The sequence below is a fragment of the Streptomyces katrae genome (assembly GCF_000717655.1).
GTDB classification, from domain to species: domain Bacteria; phylum Actinomycetota; class Actinomycetes; order Streptomycetales; family Streptomycetaceae; genus Streptomyces; species Streptomyces katrae_B.
The window spans coordinates 581,762-597,876 of sequence record NZ_JNZY01000002.1; the positions used below are offsets into that span (position 1 = coordinate 581,762).

Sequence of the window (16,115 nt, forward strand, 5' to 3'; positions counted from 1 at the left end):
CCGGCGGACGGTTGACGTGCACCGGATGCCGGCCACGGTGGCCGGACCTGCTCGACGGCCGTCACGGCCCGCCGGCGTTGAGGCGCGGGGCCTGGGGGCGGAGACCCCGGGAAACGGAGAAGGGGCGGGGCGGGGAGAAAGCCCGCGCAGCGGAACCCGTACCCGGCGGCGACGCTACTCGGCGGCCCGCACCGCGGCCAAGGCCGCAGCGACGCCGCCCTCGACGTCCCGAACGGGATAGAACACCTCCCGCACCACCCGCCCCCGATCCACCACCAACGTCAACCGCTTCAGCCGGCTCACCCCCGCCGCCCGAAACGTCGGCAACCGCAACGCCGCCGTCAACGAAAGCTCCGCGTCCGAGAGCAGCGGAAACCGCAGCCCCTCCGCCTCTGCGAACTCCCGCTGCTCATCGGGCCGCTGGGTCGACACCCCGTGCACCGTCGCCCCCGCCGCCGTGAACTCCGCCAGCTGGTCCCGGTACGTGCACGACTCCAGCGTGCAGCCCTTCGCCCCCGGGATGCCCGCCCATCCCGGCGGGTAGGACTCGGCCCGCGCGTACGCGCCGGGGAAGCAGTACAGGACCGTGAACGGCGTGTCCGCCACCGGGTCCCGGACCTCCCCGAACCGGTCCGGCAGCGCCAGCTCCGGCAGTCGCGTGCCGCGCAGCGCATGCACCCGTTCCGCCTCCCGCGAGAACTCCTCCGTCGTCGCCGTCATCTCTCCCTCTCCCAGGACCCAGGCGTCTCCCCAGTCCTGGAGGGCCACCAGGACCGGCAGCAGCCCCCGCCCGCGCGGGGTCAGCCGGTATTCGTGCCGCACCGGGCGTTCCTGGTACGGCTCGCGCGTCAGCACCCCGGCTTCGACCAGCAGCTTCAGCCGCTCGGCGAGCACCTTGCGGGACATCCCCAGCTCGCGCTGGAACGCGTCGAAGCGGTGCACGCCCCGCGCGGCGTCGCGCACGATCAGCAGCGTCCACCAGTCGCCCACCACGTCGAGGGCCTGGGCGATGGCGCAGTCCGCGTCGTCGAGGTGTGTGCGCTGGGCCATGGGCACTCCTTTGTCCGTTGACCCAAGGCTGTCATGCTGACATAGTCCGTTCCCAAAAGGAACTAACCGACGGGCGGGGGCGTGGTGCAAGGCTTCAAGGACGTGCCGAGAGCGGTGTGGCTGCTGGCGGCGGGGGTGTTCGTCAACGCCGTCGTCAGCTTCACCTTCGTCTTTGTCTTCCTGTACCTGACCGGCCCGCGCGGCCTCGGCGCCGCCCAGGCGGGCCTGGTCACCGGCATCGGCGGCGTCGGCCTCGTCGCCGGGAACTTCACCGGCGGCTGGTACGGGGACCGCTTCGGCCACCGCCGGGTGCTGCTCGCCGCCTCCACCGCCGGCGGCCTCGCCCTGATGTCCTTCCCGCTCCTGCCCGCCGCCGGGCTCTACGCGGTCCTGCCGCTGGCCCAGTACGCCTCCGGCGTGGTCCGGGCCGCGAACTCCGCGCTGGTCGCCGTCACCGTCCCCGAGGGGGCCCGCCGGCAGGCCTTCGCCGTCGTCCGCTGCGTCTCCAACGGCGGCTTCACCCTCGGGCCGCCCCTCGGAGCCCTGATCGCGACCGGACTCTCGTACGACTGGCTCTTCGTCTGCGACGGCCTCGGGACCCTGTTCTTCGCCCTCTGGACCGCGCGGGTCGTCCCCGCCCGCGGGGCCTCCCGCAATGCCGCCGCGGCCCCGGACGGGGGTCGGGGCCGCGGTGTGTGGGCGGAGCTGCGCGCCCGGCCCGCCGTACTCGTCCTCCTCGGCGCGGTCCTGGTGACCGACCTCGTCTACCGCCAGCAGTACGGCACCTTCCCCGTCTTCCTCGCCGACCACGGGCAGGGCACCCGGGCCTTCGGCCTCGTGATCGCCCTCAACGGCGCGGTCATCCTGCTGCTGGAGCTCCCGGCCGCCGTCGCGCTGCGCGCCCGGCCGCCGCTCCCGGTCATCGGCACGGGCCTGGTGCTGGTCGGGGCCGGGTACGCGGCGCTGCTGCCCGGGGTGGGGCTCGCGAGCGCCGTGGTGATGATGGTGCTGCTGAGCCTCGGCGAGATCCTGTACAAGACCACCGCCACCGCGTACGTCGCCGACCAGGCGCCCGAGCACGCCATCGGGCGGTTCCAGAGCCTGTACGCGGGGGTCTCGGTCAGCGGTGTCGTCCTCGGGCCGCCGCTGGGCGGAGCCCTGTACGCGGCCGCGCCCGGGCTGCTGTGGCCGCTGTGCGCGGTGCTGGCGGCGGGCGCGGGCGGGGCGGTCCTGTGGGTGTCGGCCCGGCAGCGGCGACACGCGGGCCGACCGGCACATGAGACCGGTTCGCAACCGCAGGCCGTCGCCGGTTAGGTTTCGGGCATGACTGCTACGCGTACCACCGGCGCCGTCGCCGCCGGACTTGCCACCATCGCCTCCGACGGCACCGTCCTCGACACCTGGTTCCCCGCCCCCGAGCTGGTCGCCGAGCCCGGCCCGGCCGGCACCGAGCGCCTCACCGCCGACCAGGCCGTGGAGCTGCTGGGCGCCGCCGCGGCCAAGGCGATCCGCCTGGACGCGGTCCGCGACGTCGAGGTCGTAGCCGTCCGCACCGTGATCTCCTCCCTCGAGGACAAGCCGCTGGACGCGCACGACGCGTACCTGCGCCTGCACCTGCTCAGCCACCGCCTGGTCAAGCCGCACGGCCAGAGCCTGGACGGCGTCTTCGGACTGCTGGCCAACGTCGCCTGGACCTCACTGGGCCCGGTCGCCGTGGACCAGGTGGAGGCCGTACGGCTGAACGCGCGCGCCGAGGGCCTGTACCTCCAGGTCACCTCGATCGACAAGTTCCCGCGGATGACGGACTACGTCGCCCCCAAGGGCGTGCGCATCGCCGACGCGGACCGGGTCCGCCTGGGCGCGCACCTCGCCGAGGGCACCACCGTCATGCACGAGGGCTTCGTCAACTTCAACGCCGGCACCCTCGGCACCTCCATGATCGAGGGCCGCATCTCGGCGGGCGTCGTGGTCGGCGACGGCTCCGACATCGGCGGCGGCGCATCCACGATGGGCACCCTCTCGGGCGGCGGCAAGCAGATCATCTCGATCGGCGAGCGCTGCCTGATCGGCGCCGAAGCGGGCGTCGGCATCGCGCTGGGCGACGAGTGCATCGTCGAGGCCGGCCTCTACGTGACCGCGGGCACCCGCGTCACCCTCCCGGACGGCCAGATCGTCAAGGCCCTGGAGCTCTCGGGCGCCAGCAACATCCTCTTCCGCCGCAACTCGGTCACCGGCACGGTCGAGGCCCGCCCGAACAACGCGGTCTGGGGCGGCCTGAACGAGGTCCTCCACAGCCACAACTGACGTTCCCTCCCCGGCGGCAGCAGCCGAAACGCCCTCCTCACCCCGGCAAGGGTGGGGAGGGCGTTCGGCGTCCCCCGGTGCCCGGGCTGCCCTCCCTCCCCGAGCGGGGGAGGGCGGCCAAGGGCGCGAGGGGTCGGTCAGGAGTGGGGGAGGGTGCGGATGAGGCCTGCGAAGGCCTCTTCCTCCGCCTCGGTCAGTTCGACCGACTCCATCGGGTGCGCGGCGGCGGTGCGCTGCGCCGGGATCACCGCGATGCCCTCGAACACGCCGGGCTCCGGGCGCTGGAAGCGGGCGTCCCACAGCATGTGGCCGAGGCCGAGCACCCAGACCAGGGCGGCCACGAGCAGGACGGCAAGGCCGATTTCCTGGGCGAGGGAGATGGAGGGGAACACGCGGTCCTCCGGGGATACGGGCGGACATGGCCGAGCCTGGGAACACTGTCGAGCGTCGAGCGTGGGGACACTCAACACCACAACCCGGGTCGAATGGGTGATGATGTGGCGAGCGTCACGCCAGGGGCGAAAGTCCCGACTTGTCCGCAGAACCGAACCGATCCGGCCCGGGGGCTTCCCCGCTCAGTCCGCCAGGCGCAGCTTGAAGCCCTCGTGGCTGCGCGCGAAGCCCAGCCGCTCGTAGAAGCGGTGGGCGTCCGACCGCTGCTTGTTGCTGGTCAGCTGGACCAGACCGCAGCCGCGCCCGCGCGCCCGCGCCACCGCCAGTCGCATCAGCTCCGCGCCCAGCCCCCCGCCGCGCCGGTCCGCGCGGATCCGTACCGCCTCGACCAGCGCCCGCTCCCGCCCGCCCTGGCCGAGGCCCGGGACGTACGTCAGCTGGAGGCAGCCGAGCACCGCTCCCGTCCCGCCCTCGCACAGGACCAGCATCTCGTTGCGGGCGTCCGCCTCGATCGCGGCGAACGCCCGCTCGTGAGCCTCGGTGACCTCGGCCCGCTCCTCCTCGCCGGCGTCCGCCAGCAGGGCCAGTACGGCGGGCAGGTCCTCACGGGTGGCAGTACGGAAGATCATGACCGGAAGTGTGGCAGGGGGCCCGGACGGGACGGCGTCCGGGCCCCCTGCGGCTCAGGTCCGCACCGCGGTTACGGGCGGAAGCGGAGCACCTGCGGGTCGTGGTCGCTGTTCTGCGCCGAGAACTCCGCGTTGATGTGCACGCTGTCGTACGTGAAGGACTTGATCGCCGGGCTGGTCAGGATCTGGTCCAGCACCTGGGCGTTGCCCTGGAAGACGTACGAGTAGCGCTCCGCCTTCGGCAGCGACTTGACCGCGGCGTACAGCGCCCCGCCGTCCTCCAGCGCCTTCGCCGTCCCGGAGAACTCGAAGTCGTTGATGTCGCCGAGGGCGAGGACGTTCGCGTTCTTGTCCGCCGCGAGGATCTCCTTGACGAAGGCGTTCACGGCCTGCGCCTGAAGCAGCCGCTTCTCCTCCGACTTGCGCACCGGCGGCTGGTGGTGCGAGGCCAGGCCCTCGTCGCCGCCCTTGGAGCCGAAGTGGTTGGCGATCACGAAGACCGTGCGGCCACGGAAGACGAACTCGCCCGCCAGCGGCTTGCGGCTGTCGGCCCACGCCGGGTTCGCCGGGTCGATGCGGCCGGGGGAGTGGGTCAGGGCGGCCTTGCCGTTCTCCTTGGACACACCGGTCGCGGTCAGCGCGTCGCCCGCCGCGCGGTCGGTGAAGGAGACGCGGGCCGGGTTGAAGAGGAACACCTGGCGGATGTTGCCGCCGGGCTCGCCGCCGTCCTTGTTGTTCTCCGGGTTGATGGTCCGCCACTGGTAGGCCGGGCCGCCCGCCGCCGCGATGGCCGCGGTGAACTTCGTCAGGGTCGCCTCGGCCGAGACGGTGCCGTCGTTCTTGGCGCCGTTGTCGTCCTGGATCTCCTCCAGGGCCACGATGTCGGGGGAGGCCAGGTTCTCGACGACCGCCTTGGCCAGGTTGTCGAACTTCTCCTGCGGGTCGCTCGGGTCGAGGTTCTCCACGTTGTACGTGGCCACCGCGAGCTCGCCGGGAGACTGCGCCTTGGTCTTCTCGGGGGCGAGGGTGCCCGCCTTGACCGTGCCGAGGGTGCGGGCCACCAGCGTGTAGCCGCCGAACTGGTTGAAGTCCAGCGGGCCTTCGGTGGTGCCGGTCAGCTTGTCGCCGACGTTGGCCACCGGGAAGGGCTGCTGCGCCAGCGGCGCGAGCTGCTGGATCTGGAGCCGGCCGGTGTTCTGGGACTCGTACGAGCCGTAGATCGTGCCGCCGCGCTTGGCGGTGTTCTCCCAGCCCTTCACCGTGACCCACAGCTCCGCGTACGGGTCGGTGGCGCCGACCACGCGCGAGGTGCCGATCTGCACGTTCATGCCCTCGAGGGACTCGTAGAAGTCCAGGGCGTAGCGGGAGGGGTCCAGGGTCAGGCCGTTGATGCTGCCGGCGGCGGCCGGGTCGCCCGCCGGGGCGTACGCGGCGGGCACGTTGTACTCGTTGATCGCGGCAGCCTCGGGCAGCGCGTTGCCCGAGGAGACGACGGTCACGGCCGGCTTGGAGATCTGGGTGACCGACTGGTTGCCGGAGGAGACGCCACCGGGGATGTACTCGCCGACCAGGCCGGAGACCTTGACCGCGTCGCCGACGGCGACGGTCGGGACGGAGCTGGTGAAGACGAAGACGCCCTCGCTGGTCGCGTCGTTGTCGTCGGCGTCCGGGTCCTGCATCCAGAAACCGCGCGAGCCGTACGTGCGCACGCCCGTCACGATGCCCGCGACGTCGGCGACCTGCTTGCCGTTGAGCGGCGATATCCGGGTGGTGCCCTGGATGTCGTGGATGCGTATCGGATCGGCGGACACGGCGCCTTCGGCGGCGTCGGCGGTGCCCGCCAGCAGGCCGGTGGCCAGGGCGGTGGCGACGAGTGCCGAGACGGCGGCGGAACGGGGATGCGAGGAGCGCATGGTCAGGAACTCCGGTGTGTGGAAGAGACGAGCGAAGGGGGTGATGCGTGGTTTTGGCGGGATACGTGCGGCGGGTGTGCGGCCGGGCCGCTGGAGATCCGCAGGAGTCCCGCTGGTTCCCCATAGATCTACGCGCGTCAATTTCCTGTGTGACCGGGGAAGTTGTCAAGGCCTCCAAGGGATACGGAAACTGACTGTGGGATGAACCAAAGGAGATGACCCGCCTGGCGCGCCCGATATGCGTCTACGCTTGTGCGCCGGACGGCCGCCCGCGGCGGCCGTGCCCACCGCAAGGGGGCGGCCCGACCGCCGCCCCGCGGCGGCCGTGCCCACCGCCCCACCGCGTCCGCGAGGAGACCGCCCCATGTCCGCAGAGCCGCACGCCACGCTGCCGCCCGTACGGCTGCCTTCCGATGCGGAACTGGCCCGCCACGCCCTCGTCGCCCCGCTGTTCGCCCGCGCCGTACGGCTGGCCCGCTGGGCCGGACCGGACACCCGCGTCGACATCGGCGGCGAACTCGTCGCCGCACAGCTGCCCGAGGCCGCCGCCGCGCTGGGTTTCGACGCCGCCGACGAGGAAGGCGCGGTCCTCGCGAGCCAGGCCTGGCGGGTGGCCGTGGACACCGGCCTGGTCGACGTGACCGAACCCGATGACGACGAAGGCGAAGAGGAGTCCGGCACCGCCGTGCCCGGCGAGGACCTGGCCCTGGTGACCGGCGGCGCGCCCGGCGAGGTGCTCGACCTGTGGCTGGCCGCCCTGGACACCGTGCTCGCGGACGCCTCCGTGCCCGATCTGGACGGCCTCGTCGACGCCTTGGACGCGGGCGGCGAGATCGACTTCGACCAGCTCGACTGGAACCCGCGCCGCGAGGCGGACTTCCTCGACGGGGTCCTCGCCAACCTCTACCTGCTCACCGTCGCCGAGCGCGGCGCTTCGGGCGGCCCGGTTCCGCTGCCCGTGCTCGCCGCCTCGATGGTCATCCCGCAGGACATGAGCGAGCCGACCGACGCCGTGCTGGAGCAGGTCTCGGACGCGATGATGCGCCTCGACGACCAGTTCCGGCAGCTGGAGCCGATCGGGCTCGTGGAGTTCCGGCCCGTTGACGAGGCGCTGATGGCGGAGACGGACGACGAGGAGCTCCCCGCCGGTTCGGCGGCAGGCGCGGCCGACGACGAGGACGTCTCCCGGTACGGGATGGTGCGGCTGACCCCGCTCGGCCTGTACGGGATCCGCGCCCGCATGCTGGAGGCCGGGGTCACCGCCCCCGCTGTCGGAGAGCTGGCCGACAAGGGCGCGGACGCACTCCTCGACGCCGTCTCCGGCTACCCCGAGGGCGCGGCCCAGGCCGAGATCGAGCAGTGGCTCACCGGCCGCGAACTGCCCGCTGCCGTCGCCGAACTGCTGGCCGCCGCCCGGGGCACCGACGAGGGCGGCCCGCTGCGCCGGCTGCGCTGCCAGCAGGCCCTCGCCCCGGCCGGTCCGGAGGCCGAGGCGGCGGTCCGCGCGGTGCTGGACGACCCGGAGCTCGGCGGGCTCGCCCGGGTCTGGCTGTCCGAGCGCGGGGTGGCCGACGTACCGGCGCCGGACGGGGCGATGGTGTTCTGGCTGACCGTCGACACGATCGCGGCGCAGCTCGCAGCGGACGGGGAGACCGCCGAACTGCCGCTGCTGATGCAGTCGCTGACCGCGCACCACGCCGGGTTCTTCGACCAGGTCTGGCGGGTGGAGCACCCGGCGACGGCGTACGTGCTGGAGGCGATGGGCCGGCTGCACCCGGACAAGAAGGCCGCCAAGGAGGCCCGCAAGGCCGCCTTCAAGGCTCGCTCGCGGCAGTCCTGACGCGCGGGGAACGGACGAGGGCCGGAGCGGGTGCCGGAACGCGCCGTTCCTGAGCCGGAGTTGGCCATTCCGGGCACCGGCAAGGGGTTGGTTTCCCTTCGTGGGTAGTTCAGCCGCCGTTCACGTGCGGGCGGGAGCGTGTGCGCCGACGACCGCACGACAGGCGCACCCACCTCCCCACCCCTGGAGATCCGATGCCGCTCAGCCGTAGAGACTTCACCGCCCGTACCGTCATCGCCGGCGCGGGAGTCGCGCTCACCGGAACGGTCGGCGCACTCGCCACCGCCCCGGGAGCGCTGGCGGCCGACGACAGCACCCGGCGCGACGAGCACGGCCGGCCCTGCGAGCCCGGCTACGGCCCGCTCGTCGCGGACCCGGCAGGGCTGCTCGCCCTCCCCGCCGGGTTCAGCTACCGCGTGATCACCCACAGCGGTGTCACCACGCTCGAGTCCGGCGAGTCCACGCCGTCCCACCACGACGGCACGGCCGCCTTCGAGGGCCACCGCGGGGTCACCCTCCTCGTCAACAACCACGAGCTCAAGGGCAAGCGGGCGGACTGGGCCCACCCCGTCCCCCTCGCCGAGGGCCTCGTCTACGACCCGGCCGCGGCCGGCGGCTGCACGGTCGTCGAGGTCCGGCGCGGCGGAGAGGTCGCCGAATGGGTGGGCGTCGCCGGTACGTCGACCAACTGCGCGGGCGGTGCCACCCCCTGGGGCACCTGGCTGACCTGCGAGGAGACCGAGGACCTCGCCGGCAAGAACGGGATGACCAAGGACCACGGGTACGCCTTCGAGGTCGACCCGCACGACCGCCGCGCCAACCGCGACCCGAAGCCGGTCAAGGCCTTCGGCCGGTACGCCCACGAGGCCGTGGTCATCGACCCGCGCCAGGGCCAGGCCTACCTGACCGAGGACGCCTCCGGGCCCAACGGGCTGTTCTACCGCTGGACCCCGCCGAGCGGCTTCCGCCACGGGCGCGGCAAGCTCCGTACCCTCGCCGCCGACGCCGGCGTGCTGGCCGCAGCCAAGTGCTTCGACAGCGCCGGCCGGTTCGTCGACGACCTCTCGCGCGCGACCAAGACGGGCACCGTCTACGGGGTCGACTGGGTGACCGTCGCGGACCGCGACGCGCGGACGGTGCCGGTGCGCAAGCAGTTCGCGGACGGGGCGGTGACCCGTGCCCGCAAGCTGGAGGGCATGTGGTGGGCCGACGGCGGCGCCTACTTCGTCTCCTCGTACGCCCGTGAGGAGAGCCCGGGCGCGGCGCACGACGGCCAGGTGTGGTTCTACGACCCGAAGCGGCGCACGGTCCGGCTGACGGTGGTGCTTGGGGTGAACGCCGACCCGGCCAAGGACGGCTCCTTCGACGGCCCCGACAACATCACGGTCTCCCCGTACGGCGGCCTGGTCATCGCGGAGGACGGCAGCGGCCTGCAGCACCTGTTCGGCGCGACCGAGTCGGGACGCACCTACCCGCTGGCGCGCAACGAGCTGAACATCGGGACGGCGCAGGAGCCGGAGTACTCCGAGTTCACGGGCGTCTGCTTCTCCCCGGACGGGCGCACGCTCTACGCCAACATCCAGGACCCCGGCATCATGCTGGCCATCACCGGACCGTGGCGGCGCGCGCACTGACGCGGCGGCGGCGGCCGACGGACCGGTGGCCGGAACCCCGGCGGCCGGTGCTCATGACCGCAGGCTGCGCCGCCGCCCGTTCACCGGGCGGCGGCGCAGCCTGTGGTCGTTCACTGAGCGGCGGCGACCTCGGCGCGGCTGGCTGCGGCCCATTCCTCGAGCAGGAATTCGTACGCCTCGGAGGGCCACTCCTCGTCCACCCGGGTCTCGACGAGGTGCCGTATCGCCTCGTTCGCCTCAGCGGCGGACGGACGGGCGGGTCCCGCGGGCCGGAGTGTGCTGTACATGCTTTCAAGGCTACGGGTGGGCACTGACAGACACCTCCGGATTTAGGGTGGAATCCATCACCTCGGCCCGCGGGCCGGATCCGTCATGGTAGCTCCGCGTGCCCGCCCACCTGCTCAGAGTGCCTGCGAGCCGGGCTGGACCATCCCGCGTACTGTGCGCGACTTCACAAAGTCTCCGATCGCCGTCATCTCCCATTCGCCCGAGAACTGGCCTACTGAAGATCAACTGGGAGAGAACTGGGAAACGGCGGCATCCAGAGCCCGCCGGCAGCGTGATGGAAGCTATCCCACCTGACCTGCTGAGACTCGATGATATCGGCCTCCATCTTCGGCGTCAGGTTGCTGTACAGACCCTTCACGCCGGCGAGCTCGTGCCCCATTCGAGTCTCCACGGCCACCTCCGAATGCCCCTCCTCATCCAGACACTCCTTCATCCAGTGCCGGAGCCGGTAGATCGGGAGGCCGGCGAACTCGGCAACCGGAGGGATGGCGGGCCGGGCAAAGTCCCGTCGAGATTCCCGGGCCGGCGAGCCGTCCCGGATCGGCCCCCAGTAGTCCCGGTCAAAGCGGGCCCCGAGAAGGTCGCCCCCGCTCATGGCGGGGAACAGCCAGCGGGAGTCGCTTGAGCCGACGAGCTCCTGGTGCATCGCCGCGAGGAACGGTGGCAGGACCAGGGTTCGGTGGCTCTCGTATTTGGGGGCCGTCAGCGTCTTCTTCCCGTCCACCCATTGATGTTGGTACTCGACCCGCGTGGCGGGCACCTTGGAGTACCGGTCCATGGCCTCGAGGCGCTTCTGCCCCTGCGGCTCGCTAGCCGGCCAGTCGGGGGCTGAATAGGTCTTCTGTAGCCCGTACATCTCGCCCGGCCGCATCCCAGAGAAGGCCGCGTGCCAGATGTACACCCATCCGGTGAAGCCCCACACCATGTAGGCATTGACCGCGAGCTGGTAGACGGGGGCCATGGTCAGAGCGCGCTTGGCCTTGCGCGTCTTCTTTACGTATCGGCCTCGCCGCGGCGCGGCCCGGGGGATGGGGACGTCCTTGCGGTACTTGTATCGCTCGACCGCGTCGGCCATCAGCATGCTGAAGACCATGAAGATGTCGTTGACGTAGGTGCGAGAGAGCTGCTCGGCTTCGACCTTCGCGTTCAGCTGGTTCTTCCACGCAAGGTACTCAGGGGTGGCGATGTCGCCGACGCGCCTGCGTCCCCAGACGGGGTCCAGCTGGGCTTTGATGATGGAGCGGTAGGACTTGACGGACTCGGGGCGCAGATCCTGGTCGGCGAGCCAGATCGGCAGGCTGTAGTCCTTGAAGAGGATGTCGCCGGCGGCTTTGCGGTGGTGGGTGCCGTGGCGGACCTCATACTCGCGGTCAAGGCCGAAGTCGTGCGCTTTGTCCCAGTCGTCGAAGCCGGACTCGCTCTCGTACTTCTTCTTGCCATTGTCGAGGTACTCGCCGGCCCACCACTTGACCCGGAACTTGTTGCCGCGCTGCTCCACAAAGGGCATGGGGTCCCCTCAGATCGTCTGGAGTGTGGGCGGATGCGCCGACGGGCACCCCTGCCGTCGGCTCGTCCGCATCTGATTGCAGGCTTACTCTGACGTGCCAACGGGGCACCCGTGGCACGCTCTGCAATCCACGCCCTCGCCTCGCATCAGTCGCCGAATGCGCTTCTGCATGCACGCATCAGTGGCCGCTTGCGGGGCCAGGACACATACCATCTTGCCGTCAACTTGGACCGCGTGAGCCTCGTGGCCGGGTCCAAGGTCAAGCTCGATGACAGTGTTCATGAGTCCCCCTAGTTTGCGGAGACCCCTCCAGGTGCCCTAAAGCCTGACAGATCGAACGCCTGTTGGTCACTGGTTGGTTGAACATTGTTCCGCTCTGTCATGTTGCGGAACGGTAACGACGAAAAGGTTGTACGCAGATCGGCGCAGATCACGAGGCGGCGGGAAGGATTCCGCGCTTTCGCAGCTCCTCCACAACCTTCGCAGTCATCTCCTCCGTCTGCCGGTGCGTCAGGTCGGGCGCCGTCAGGCGGGCGGCGGAGTTGACGGCTTCACGGATGTCCTCGGCCAGCCGTCCCGCTTCAACGCGCTGAATCTGCCCGCCGGCGATGAGCTCCGTGCCGTCGTCCAGGGTGATGGAGTCCGCTCCCTCGAGGACTGCCCGGCAGGAGCCGGCGCGCATGCCATAGCCGTGCTCGACCTTCGCGTAGGTCGTCGCGCTGACTGGCCTGCCGTGCTCGACGTTCCAGTAGGTCTGCCCGGACAGGTCGCAGGCTTTGGAGCCCTGTGCCTGCGTGTACCCGAGCGCCACGCGGCGCTGCCTGACCAGGGCTCCGAGGAGCATCTGCTGGTCAGTGGGGGTCTCGATAGCTGCGGCCATGCTGGCCATCATCCCAGCTACCTCTAGCTACCGCTAGAAACGGCTGGGTGTGAGGCCGGAACTTGACCTTAGATGCCCATACCCCTAGAGCTCTTTAGAGGTTTTTAGAAGTTACTAGCTGGTTCATCTAGACGTAGCTAGATGTCGCGTCTAGATTCAAGGCATGGAAAGACCCCCAGCCACCTACCAGGTGAACGGGGCGGCAATCCGCACACGCCGCAAGGAACTCGGCATGGGACTGGCCGAGTGTGCCGTCGCCGCCGGGATCAGCAGGGCCTACCTGGACCAGCTCGAACTCGGCCAACGGCGCCACCCCCGACCGCCCATATACGCGGCGCTCCGCACCGCCCTCTGTGTGACCGACGACAGCCTCCTCGACACCGAGGACCAGCTCAGCAAGGAGTGACATGCCCGCCATCAAGGCGCCCCCGCTGAAGATCGTGGAGAACACCTACTCCGTCTCGGAGGCAGCCGTTCGCCTGAAGCTCCGAGAGGAGGACGAGGTCAACAAGAACGGTGAAGCCAGCAAGAAGGGCGAGAAGTGGCTCCGTGACGGAGTCAACCTCCACGGCTGGCCGCACTACCGGCTGGGCGGTCAGCTCCGGTTTTCGGAGTCCGACCTGGCCGAGATCCAGGAACTGAACCGCAACAAGCCTGAGACTCGCGGTCGCCGACGGAGCACCGGAACGCGGAAGCGTCCGTCGGTTCGCTCGTCGAAGGCGGCCGTCGATAAGCAGCTTCGCCCTACGGGCTGAAAGCTATGCGGCCACTGACCGCCGGTGACCTGGCAGAAACCGGCAAGTCAGGGCCTCCCGATCCACCCCTCACCTGCACGGACACATGCAAGGAGAAGAGGACCCGTGAACGCAATGATGCCCGACCCCTACGCCCCCGACGAGTTCGACGACCTGATGAGCAAGAACAAGGCCCCGGTCCTGACCCCGTTCGCCACGTTGTTCAACGAGGCGGAGGAGCTGCTGCTGGCCACGCGGCCGGACGGCTTCGACGTCGAGGAGATCGGCCGGCTGGCGTTCGAGAAGCTGCCGGAGGACGAGCTGTACGGCGCGCTCGACCAGCTGTTCTACACGTACTGGTCGGCCCGCGACATGGACCGCAAGACCCTCGCCCGCTACGAGGCGCAGGCCGGTGAGTCTCGTGGCTGACATCCTCCCCGCCGACACGACCTCGCAGGCCGTCGCCGAGCTGACCCCGGCCCCTGCGTCCGCGCCGACCATCGCCCGCCTGGACGTGCCCGCCGCCGTAGTCGAGGCCGCGGTCCACCTGACCGAGCTGCTGGCGCACCCGCCTCTCGGCCACGTCGAGGAGCTCCAGCCGGCCGACTGGTACGAGGCGGTCTTCCGGGACCTGGCCGCCGCCCACCCCGAGAAGTGCACCAAGCCGAAGCAGGTGACGTCGTGAGCGCCCCGGTGGAGCCCCGCCCGGCAGCCGACCTGCTGCAGGACGCGCTCGCCGCCGTGGACACCCAGTACCAGGGCGTGTTCGGGTCGCCGGCCTCGTGGTCGCCGGCCGTCGTCGGCGAGTACCTCATCGACTGCCGCCTCGCCCGACTGCGGGCCACGAACTGGGGGGAGGCGGCGTGACCCGGACCGAGATCGTCCTGTCGGCTGCGCTGTGCGACCCGAAGGCCATCCCGCAGCTTGGCGCCCCGCTGGTTCGGGCGCTCGGGCTGGTGCCGGTCGACCCGGACTTCGCGGACACCGTCGAGGCCGGCTACGTCGAGTCCCCCGACGAGTGGATCGCCCGGACCGGTGGGGTGCGCGCTGCTCTGGCGACCGTGGACCCGGCCGATCCGGACGCCGAACCGAAGCGGGCGGCGCTGCGGCGGGAGATCTGCCTGGCCCGTGGTGTGGACCCGGCGGACATTTGCCCGGTCATGGGCTACGACCTGTCTGACAGTGCTTTCACGAGGGTCCGGGATGGCTGGGCCGAGCATCTGAAAGCACACCGCCCGTCGGACTGGACCTATGCCGCGCACGACAAGGCCCGCGCGTTCTGGGCGAAGGCCCGCCCCGATCTGATCGCCGACTGGCCGGAGGCTGTCCGATGAGCCCGTACCGCACCACCCGATTCGAGCGGGTCCCGCTCACCGCCACCAAGACCGTGCCGTGTGAGATCTGCGGCAAGAAGATCCGGCGGCAGCGCACGTTCGAGCAGACGATCAGCCCGTTCAACAAGACGACTGCCGGCGAAGTCAAGTCGTACCAGGACATCTATCCGGAGCTCGAAGCCAAGGCCGAGGCCTGGAAGACCGAGCCCGAGGTCCACACCAAGTGCACGGGGGAGGCGCCGTGACCCTCCGCCGCGCCGCCGCCCTGGACGCCCTCGCGGGCCTCGTATTCACCGGCCTCCTGCTGTGGGGGCACCGCAACCTCAGGGGGAACCGTGCCTGACGAGTACCGCCTCGCCGAGATCGAAGCTCGGTTGCAAGCCGCCACAAAGGGCCCGTGGGAGCCCTGCAAGGAGTACGGGCCGAACTTCTACGCCTTCCAGCAGGGCGAGTACCTGGCTGGCGTCGGCAACTTCGACTTCGGCGAAGGGGCGCAGGCCGACGCAGACCGCGAGTTCGTGATCCATGCCCCCGTGGATGTGGCTTCGCTGCTGGCCAAGGTGGCCGAGCTGGAAGCCACGCTGGAGCGGTATGTGGGCAAGGAGCCGACGGTCCGCGAGGAGATGGCCTACCTGAACCGCTGCCTCAACGCCGTGCACGACGTGTGCCGGGAGGCGGAGAAGCAGGCAACCCGCTGGGAGCAGCCTCTGCCCGTACCCGAGTGGGTGTCCACCGTCCGGTCCGCAGCAGCCGGTGAGCGGGAGGACCGGCCCGACGACAAGCGGCGCCGGGTCTACATGGACGGCAACGGCATGTACTGGGTCGACGCGGAGCGCAGCGCGGGCACCCAGTGGATCGGGCCCGTGGTCGCGTCCGGCCTGCGCCTTCTCATCACCGACGTGCACGCTGCCGGTGGCGAGATCCACGAGATCGGCAGGACGTTGTGAGCCTCATATCCGGCACCGGCCTGCACCGCCTGCCGTCCCGCCAGCAGCTCGCCGCGGACCTGAAGGCCTGCCACCGGCAGAAGGACGCCGCGACGATCGCCGCGATCAAGTACGCGACCGAGGCCACCGAGCTCCGCAAGGAGCTCGAGGAAGTCCACGCCCGACTGTTCGGCCTGCAGGGGCAGCTGGAGATCGCACAGCTGGAAGGCAGCCGGCTCCAGTCGGAGCTGGCCAACGCCACCCGCGTGACGGTCCCCGCCACCTTCGCCCGGGACATCTGGCCGGGCGAGGAGCCGACACATCCGCAGGGCACCGACGTCCGCACCCTCCGCGCCCAGTTCGCCGGCGCCAGCCCGAGCCACGTGCCGGGCCTCTGAACCCGTCCGCCGCTGGATGACCACGTACCAGCGGCGGACGACCCAACCAGAGCAGGACGCCCCCGCCGCGGTGAGTGCGGCAGGGGCGCACCCCAAGCATCCCAGGAGACACCGTGAACGTCACCTACCCCGTCCCCGGACTGCGGATCTACAAGGCCGGTCCCTCCACCGCTGGCGACGAGTACTGCTGGTACGTCGGCCACCACTCCGGCCGCCACATCGCCGCCTGCACCGACGTCGACGACGCGAACTGGGTCGCCAACGAGATCGCCAACTTCACCGACT

At 70.8% G+C, this 16,115-nt stretch carries 20 protein-coding genes; 13 read left to right on the plus strand and 7 right to left on the minus strand.

Annotation, left to right across the window (positions count from 1 at the left end; all coding sequences use genetic code 11):
- Positions 1 to 174 precede the first annotated feature (174 nt).
- Entirely contained in the window at positions 175 to 1,050 is an 876-nt protein-coding gene (locus IF09_RS0104845; RefSeq protein WP_030292257.1) for a winged helix-turn-helix transcriptional regulator, read from the minus strand.
- An 84-nt stretch (positions 1,051 to 1,134) separates the two neighbouring features.
- On the opposite strand from IF09_RS0104845, the gene IF09_RS0104850 reads away from it, so the two are divergent.
- Both IF09_RS0104850 and dapD read left to right on the plus strand, forming a co-directional pair.
- Positions 1,135 to 2,364, plus strand: a complete 1,230-nt coding sequence (locus IF09_RS0104850) for an MFS transporter (protein WP_051832114.1) — start codon at positions 1,135 to 1,137, stop codon at positions 2,362 to 2,364.
- Positions 2,365 to 2,373: 9 nt separating this feature from the next.
- Positions 2,374 to 3,354, plus strand: a complete 981-nt coding sequence (dapD, locus tag IF09_RS0104855; RefSeq protein WP_030292261.1) for a 2,3,4,5-tetrahydropyridine-2,6-dicarboxylate N-succinyltransferase — start codon at positions 2,374 to 2,376, stop codon at positions 3,352 to 3,354.
- Positions 3,355 to 3,491: 137 nt separating this feature from the next.
- Here dapD and IF09_RS0104860 read toward each other — a convergent pair whose 3' ends face one another.
- The 3 genes from IF09_RS0104860 to IF09_RS0104870 all read right to left on the minus strand — a co-directional run bounded on the left by IF09_RS0104860 (position 3,492) and on the right by IF09_RS0104870 (position 6,289).
- Positions 3,492 to 3,746: a hypothetical protein gene (locus IF09_RS0104860; RefSeq protein ID WP_030292262.1), complete on the minus strand. Its 255-nt coding sequence runs from the start codon at positions 3,744 to 3,746 to the stop codon at positions 3,492 to 3,494.
- A gap of 183 nt (positions 3,747 to 3,929) precedes the next feature.
- Positions 3,930 to 4,376 (minus strand): GNAT family N-acetyltransferase, encoded by a 447-nt coding sequence (locus IF09_RS0104865; protein WP_030292265.1) that lies wholly within the window; start codon positions 4,374 to 4,376, stop codon positions 3,930 to 3,932.
- Positions 4,377 to 4,447: 71 nt separating this feature from the next.
- Positions 4,448 to 6,289, minus strand: a complete 1,842-nt coding sequence (locus IF09_RS0104870) for an endonuclease/exonuclease/phosphatase family protein (protein ID WP_030292266.1) — start codon at positions 6,287 to 6,289, stop codon at positions 4,448 to 4,450.
- Positions 6,290 to 6,653: 364 nt separating this feature from the next.
- Here IF09_RS0104870 and IF09_RS0104875 point away from each other — a divergent pair, with 364 nt between their 5' ends.
- Together IF09_RS0104875 and IF09_RS0104880 are read left to right on the plus strand one after the other, a co-directional pair.
- A complete protein-coding gene (locus tag IF09_RS0104875) occupies positions 6,654 to 8,129 on the plus strand; it encodes a hypothetical protein (RefSeq protein ID WP_030292270.1) in 1,476 nt (491 codons plus the stop codon).
- A 194-nt stretch (positions 8,130 to 8,323) separates the two neighbouring features.
- On the plus strand, positions 8,324 to 9,763 hold the full coding sequence (locus tag IF09_RS0104880; protein ID WP_030292272.1) for an alkaline phosphatase PhoX: 1,440 nt from the start codon (positions 8,324 to 8,326) through the stop codon (positions 9,761 to 9,763).
- A 110-nt stretch (positions 9,764 to 9,873) separates the two neighbouring features.
- On the opposite strand, the gene IF09_RS46225 is transcribed toward IF09_RS0104880, so the two are convergent.
- From IF09_RS46225 to IF09_RS0104895, 3 genes are all read right to left on the minus strand, one after another.
- Positions 9,874 to 10,050, minus strand: coding sequence for a hypothetical protein (locus tag IF09_RS46225; RefSeq protein WP_166663187.1), 177 nt, complete (start codon positions 10,048 to 10,050; stop codon positions 9,874 to 9,876).
- A gap of 212 nt (positions 10,051 to 10,262) precedes the next feature.
- The gene (locus IF09_RS0104890) at positions 10,263 to 11,558 is read right to left on the minus strand and encodes a hypothetical protein (protein ID WP_051832099.1); all 1,296 of its coding nucleotides are present in this window, start codon (positions 11,556 to 11,558) and stop codon (positions 10,263 to 10,265) included.
- 430 nt (positions 11,559 to 11,988) lie between these two features.
- A complete protein-coding gene (locus IF09_RS0104895; protein WP_030292276.1) occupies positions 11,989 to 12,450 on the minus strand; it encodes a helix-turn-helix domain-containing protein in 462 nt (153 codons plus the stop codon).
- A 151-nt stretch (positions 12,451 to 12,601) separates the two neighbouring features.
- On the opposite strand from IF09_RS0104895, the gene IF09_RS42325 reads away from it, so the two are divergent.
- The 9 genes from IF09_RS42325 to IF09_RS0104945 all read left to right on the plus strand — a co-directional run bounded on the left by IF09_RS42325 (position 12,602) and on the right by IF09_RS0104945 (position 15,830).
- A complete protein-coding gene (locus IF09_RS42325; RefSeq protein ID WP_030292278.1) occupies positions 12,602 to 12,844 on the plus strand; it encodes a helix-turn-helix domain-containing protein in 243 nt (80 codons plus the stop codon).
- Between the two features lies 1 nt (position 12,845).
- The gene (locus IF09_RS0104905; protein WP_030292280.1) at positions 12,846 to 13,193 is read left to right on the plus strand and encodes a hypothetical protein; all 348 of its coding nucleotides are present in this window, start codon (positions 12,846 to 12,848) and stop codon (positions 13,191 to 13,193) included.
- Positions 13,194 to 13,298: 105 nt separating this feature from the next.
- On the plus strand, positions 13,299 to 13,601 hold the full coding sequence (locus tag IF09_RS0104910) for a hypothetical protein (protein WP_158709906.1): 303 nt from the start codon (positions 13,299 to 13,301) through the stop codon (positions 13,599 to 13,601).
- Entirely contained in the window at positions 13,594 to 13,857 is a 264-nt protein-coding gene (locus tag IF09_RS0104915) for a hypothetical protein (protein ID WP_030292284.1), read from the plus strand. The genes IF09_RS0104910 and IF09_RS0104915 overlap by 8 nt, the downstream gene beginning before the upstream one ends.
- Positions 13,854 to 14,039 carry a hypothetical protein gene (locus IF09_RS0104920; protein ID WP_030292286.1) on the plus strand — a complete coding sequence of 62 codons (186 nt, stop codon included), beginning with the start codon at positions 13,854 to 13,856 and terminating at the stop codon, positions 14,037 to 14,039. The genes IF09_RS0104915 and IF09_RS0104920 overlap by 4 nt, the downstream gene beginning before the upstream one ends.
- Entirely contained in the window at positions 14,036 to 14,506 is a 471-nt protein-coding gene (locus tag IF09_RS0104925) for a hypothetical protein (RefSeq protein WP_030292288.1), read from the plus strand. The genes IF09_RS0104920 and IF09_RS0104925 overlap by 4 nt, the downstream gene beginning before the upstream one ends.
- Positions 14,503 to 14,751: a hypothetical protein gene (locus tag IF09_RS0104930; RefSeq protein WP_030292290.1), complete on the plus strand. Its 249-nt coding sequence runs from the start codon at positions 14,503 to 14,505 to the stop codon at positions 14,749 to 14,751. The genes IF09_RS0104925 and IF09_RS0104930 overlap by 4 nt, the downstream gene beginning before the upstream one ends.
- 90 nt (positions 14,752 to 14,841) lie before the next feature.
- Positions 14,842 to 15,453 (plus strand): hypothetical protein, encoded by a 612-nt coding sequence (locus IF09_RS0104940; RefSeq protein WP_030292292.1) that lies wholly within the window; start codon positions 14,842 to 14,844, stop codon positions 15,451 to 15,453.
- On the plus strand, positions 15,450 to 15,830 hold the full coding sequence (locus IF09_RS0104945; RefSeq protein ID WP_030292293.1) for a hypothetical protein: 381 nt from the start codon (positions 15,450 to 15,452) through the stop codon (positions 15,828 to 15,830). Before IF09_RS0104940 ends, IF09_RS0104945 begins: the two co-directional genes overlap by 4 nt.
- Positions 15,831 to 16,115 lie beyond the last annotated feature (285 nt).

Excerpts from the sequence above, each read along its gene's own strand:
- IF09_RS0104845 (WP_030292257.1), bottom strand. The coding sequence starts at position 1,050 with ATGGCCCAGCGCACACACCTCGACGACGCGGACTGCGCCATCGCCCAG.
- dapD (WP_030292261.1), top strand. The coding sequence starts at position 2,374 with ATGACTGCTACGCGTACCACCGGCGCCGTCGCCGCCGGACTTGCCACC.
- IF09_RS0104865 (WP_030292265.1), bottom strand. The coding sequence starts at position 4,376 with ATGATCTTCCGTACTGCCACCCGTGAGGACCTGCCCGCCGTACTGGCC.
- IF09_RS0104870 (WP_030292266.1), bottom strand. The coding sequence starts at position 6,289 with ATGCGCTCCTCGCATCCCCGTTCCGCCGCCGTCTCGGCACTCGTCGCC.
- IF09_RS0104875 (WP_030292270.1), top strand. The coding sequence starts at position 6,654 with ATGTCCGCAGAGCCGCACGCCACGCTGCCGCCCGTACGGCTGCCTTCC.
- IF09_RS0104880 (WP_030292272.1), top strand. The coding sequence starts at position 8,324 with ATGCCGCTCAGCCGTAGAGACTTCACCGCCCGTACCGTCATCGCCGGC.
- IF09_RS46225 (WP_166663187.1), bottom strand. The coding sequence starts at position 10,050 with ATGTACAGCACACTCCGGCCCGCGGGACCCGCCCGTCCGTCCGCCGCT.
- IF09_RS0104890 (WP_051832099.1), bottom strand. The coding sequence starts at position 11,558 with ATGCCCTTTGTGGAGCAGCGCGGCAACAAGTTCCGGGTCAAGTGGTGG.
- IF09_RS0104895 (WP_030292276.1), bottom strand. The coding sequence starts at position 12,450 with ATGATGGCCAGCATGGCCGCAGCTATCGAGACCCCCACTGACCAGCAG.
- IF09_RS42325 (WP_030292278.1), top strand. The coding sequence starts at position 12,602 with ATGGAAAGACCCCCAGCCACCTACCAGGTGAACGGGGCGGCAATCCGC.
- IF09_RS0104905 (WP_030292280.1), top strand. The coding sequence starts at position 12,846 with ATGCCCGCCATCAAGGCGCCCCCGCTGAAGATCGTGGAGAACACCTAC.
- IF09_RS0104930 (WP_030292290.1), top strand. The coding sequence starts at position 14,503 with ATGAGCCCGTACCGCACCACCCGATTCGAGCGGGTCCCGCTCACCGCC.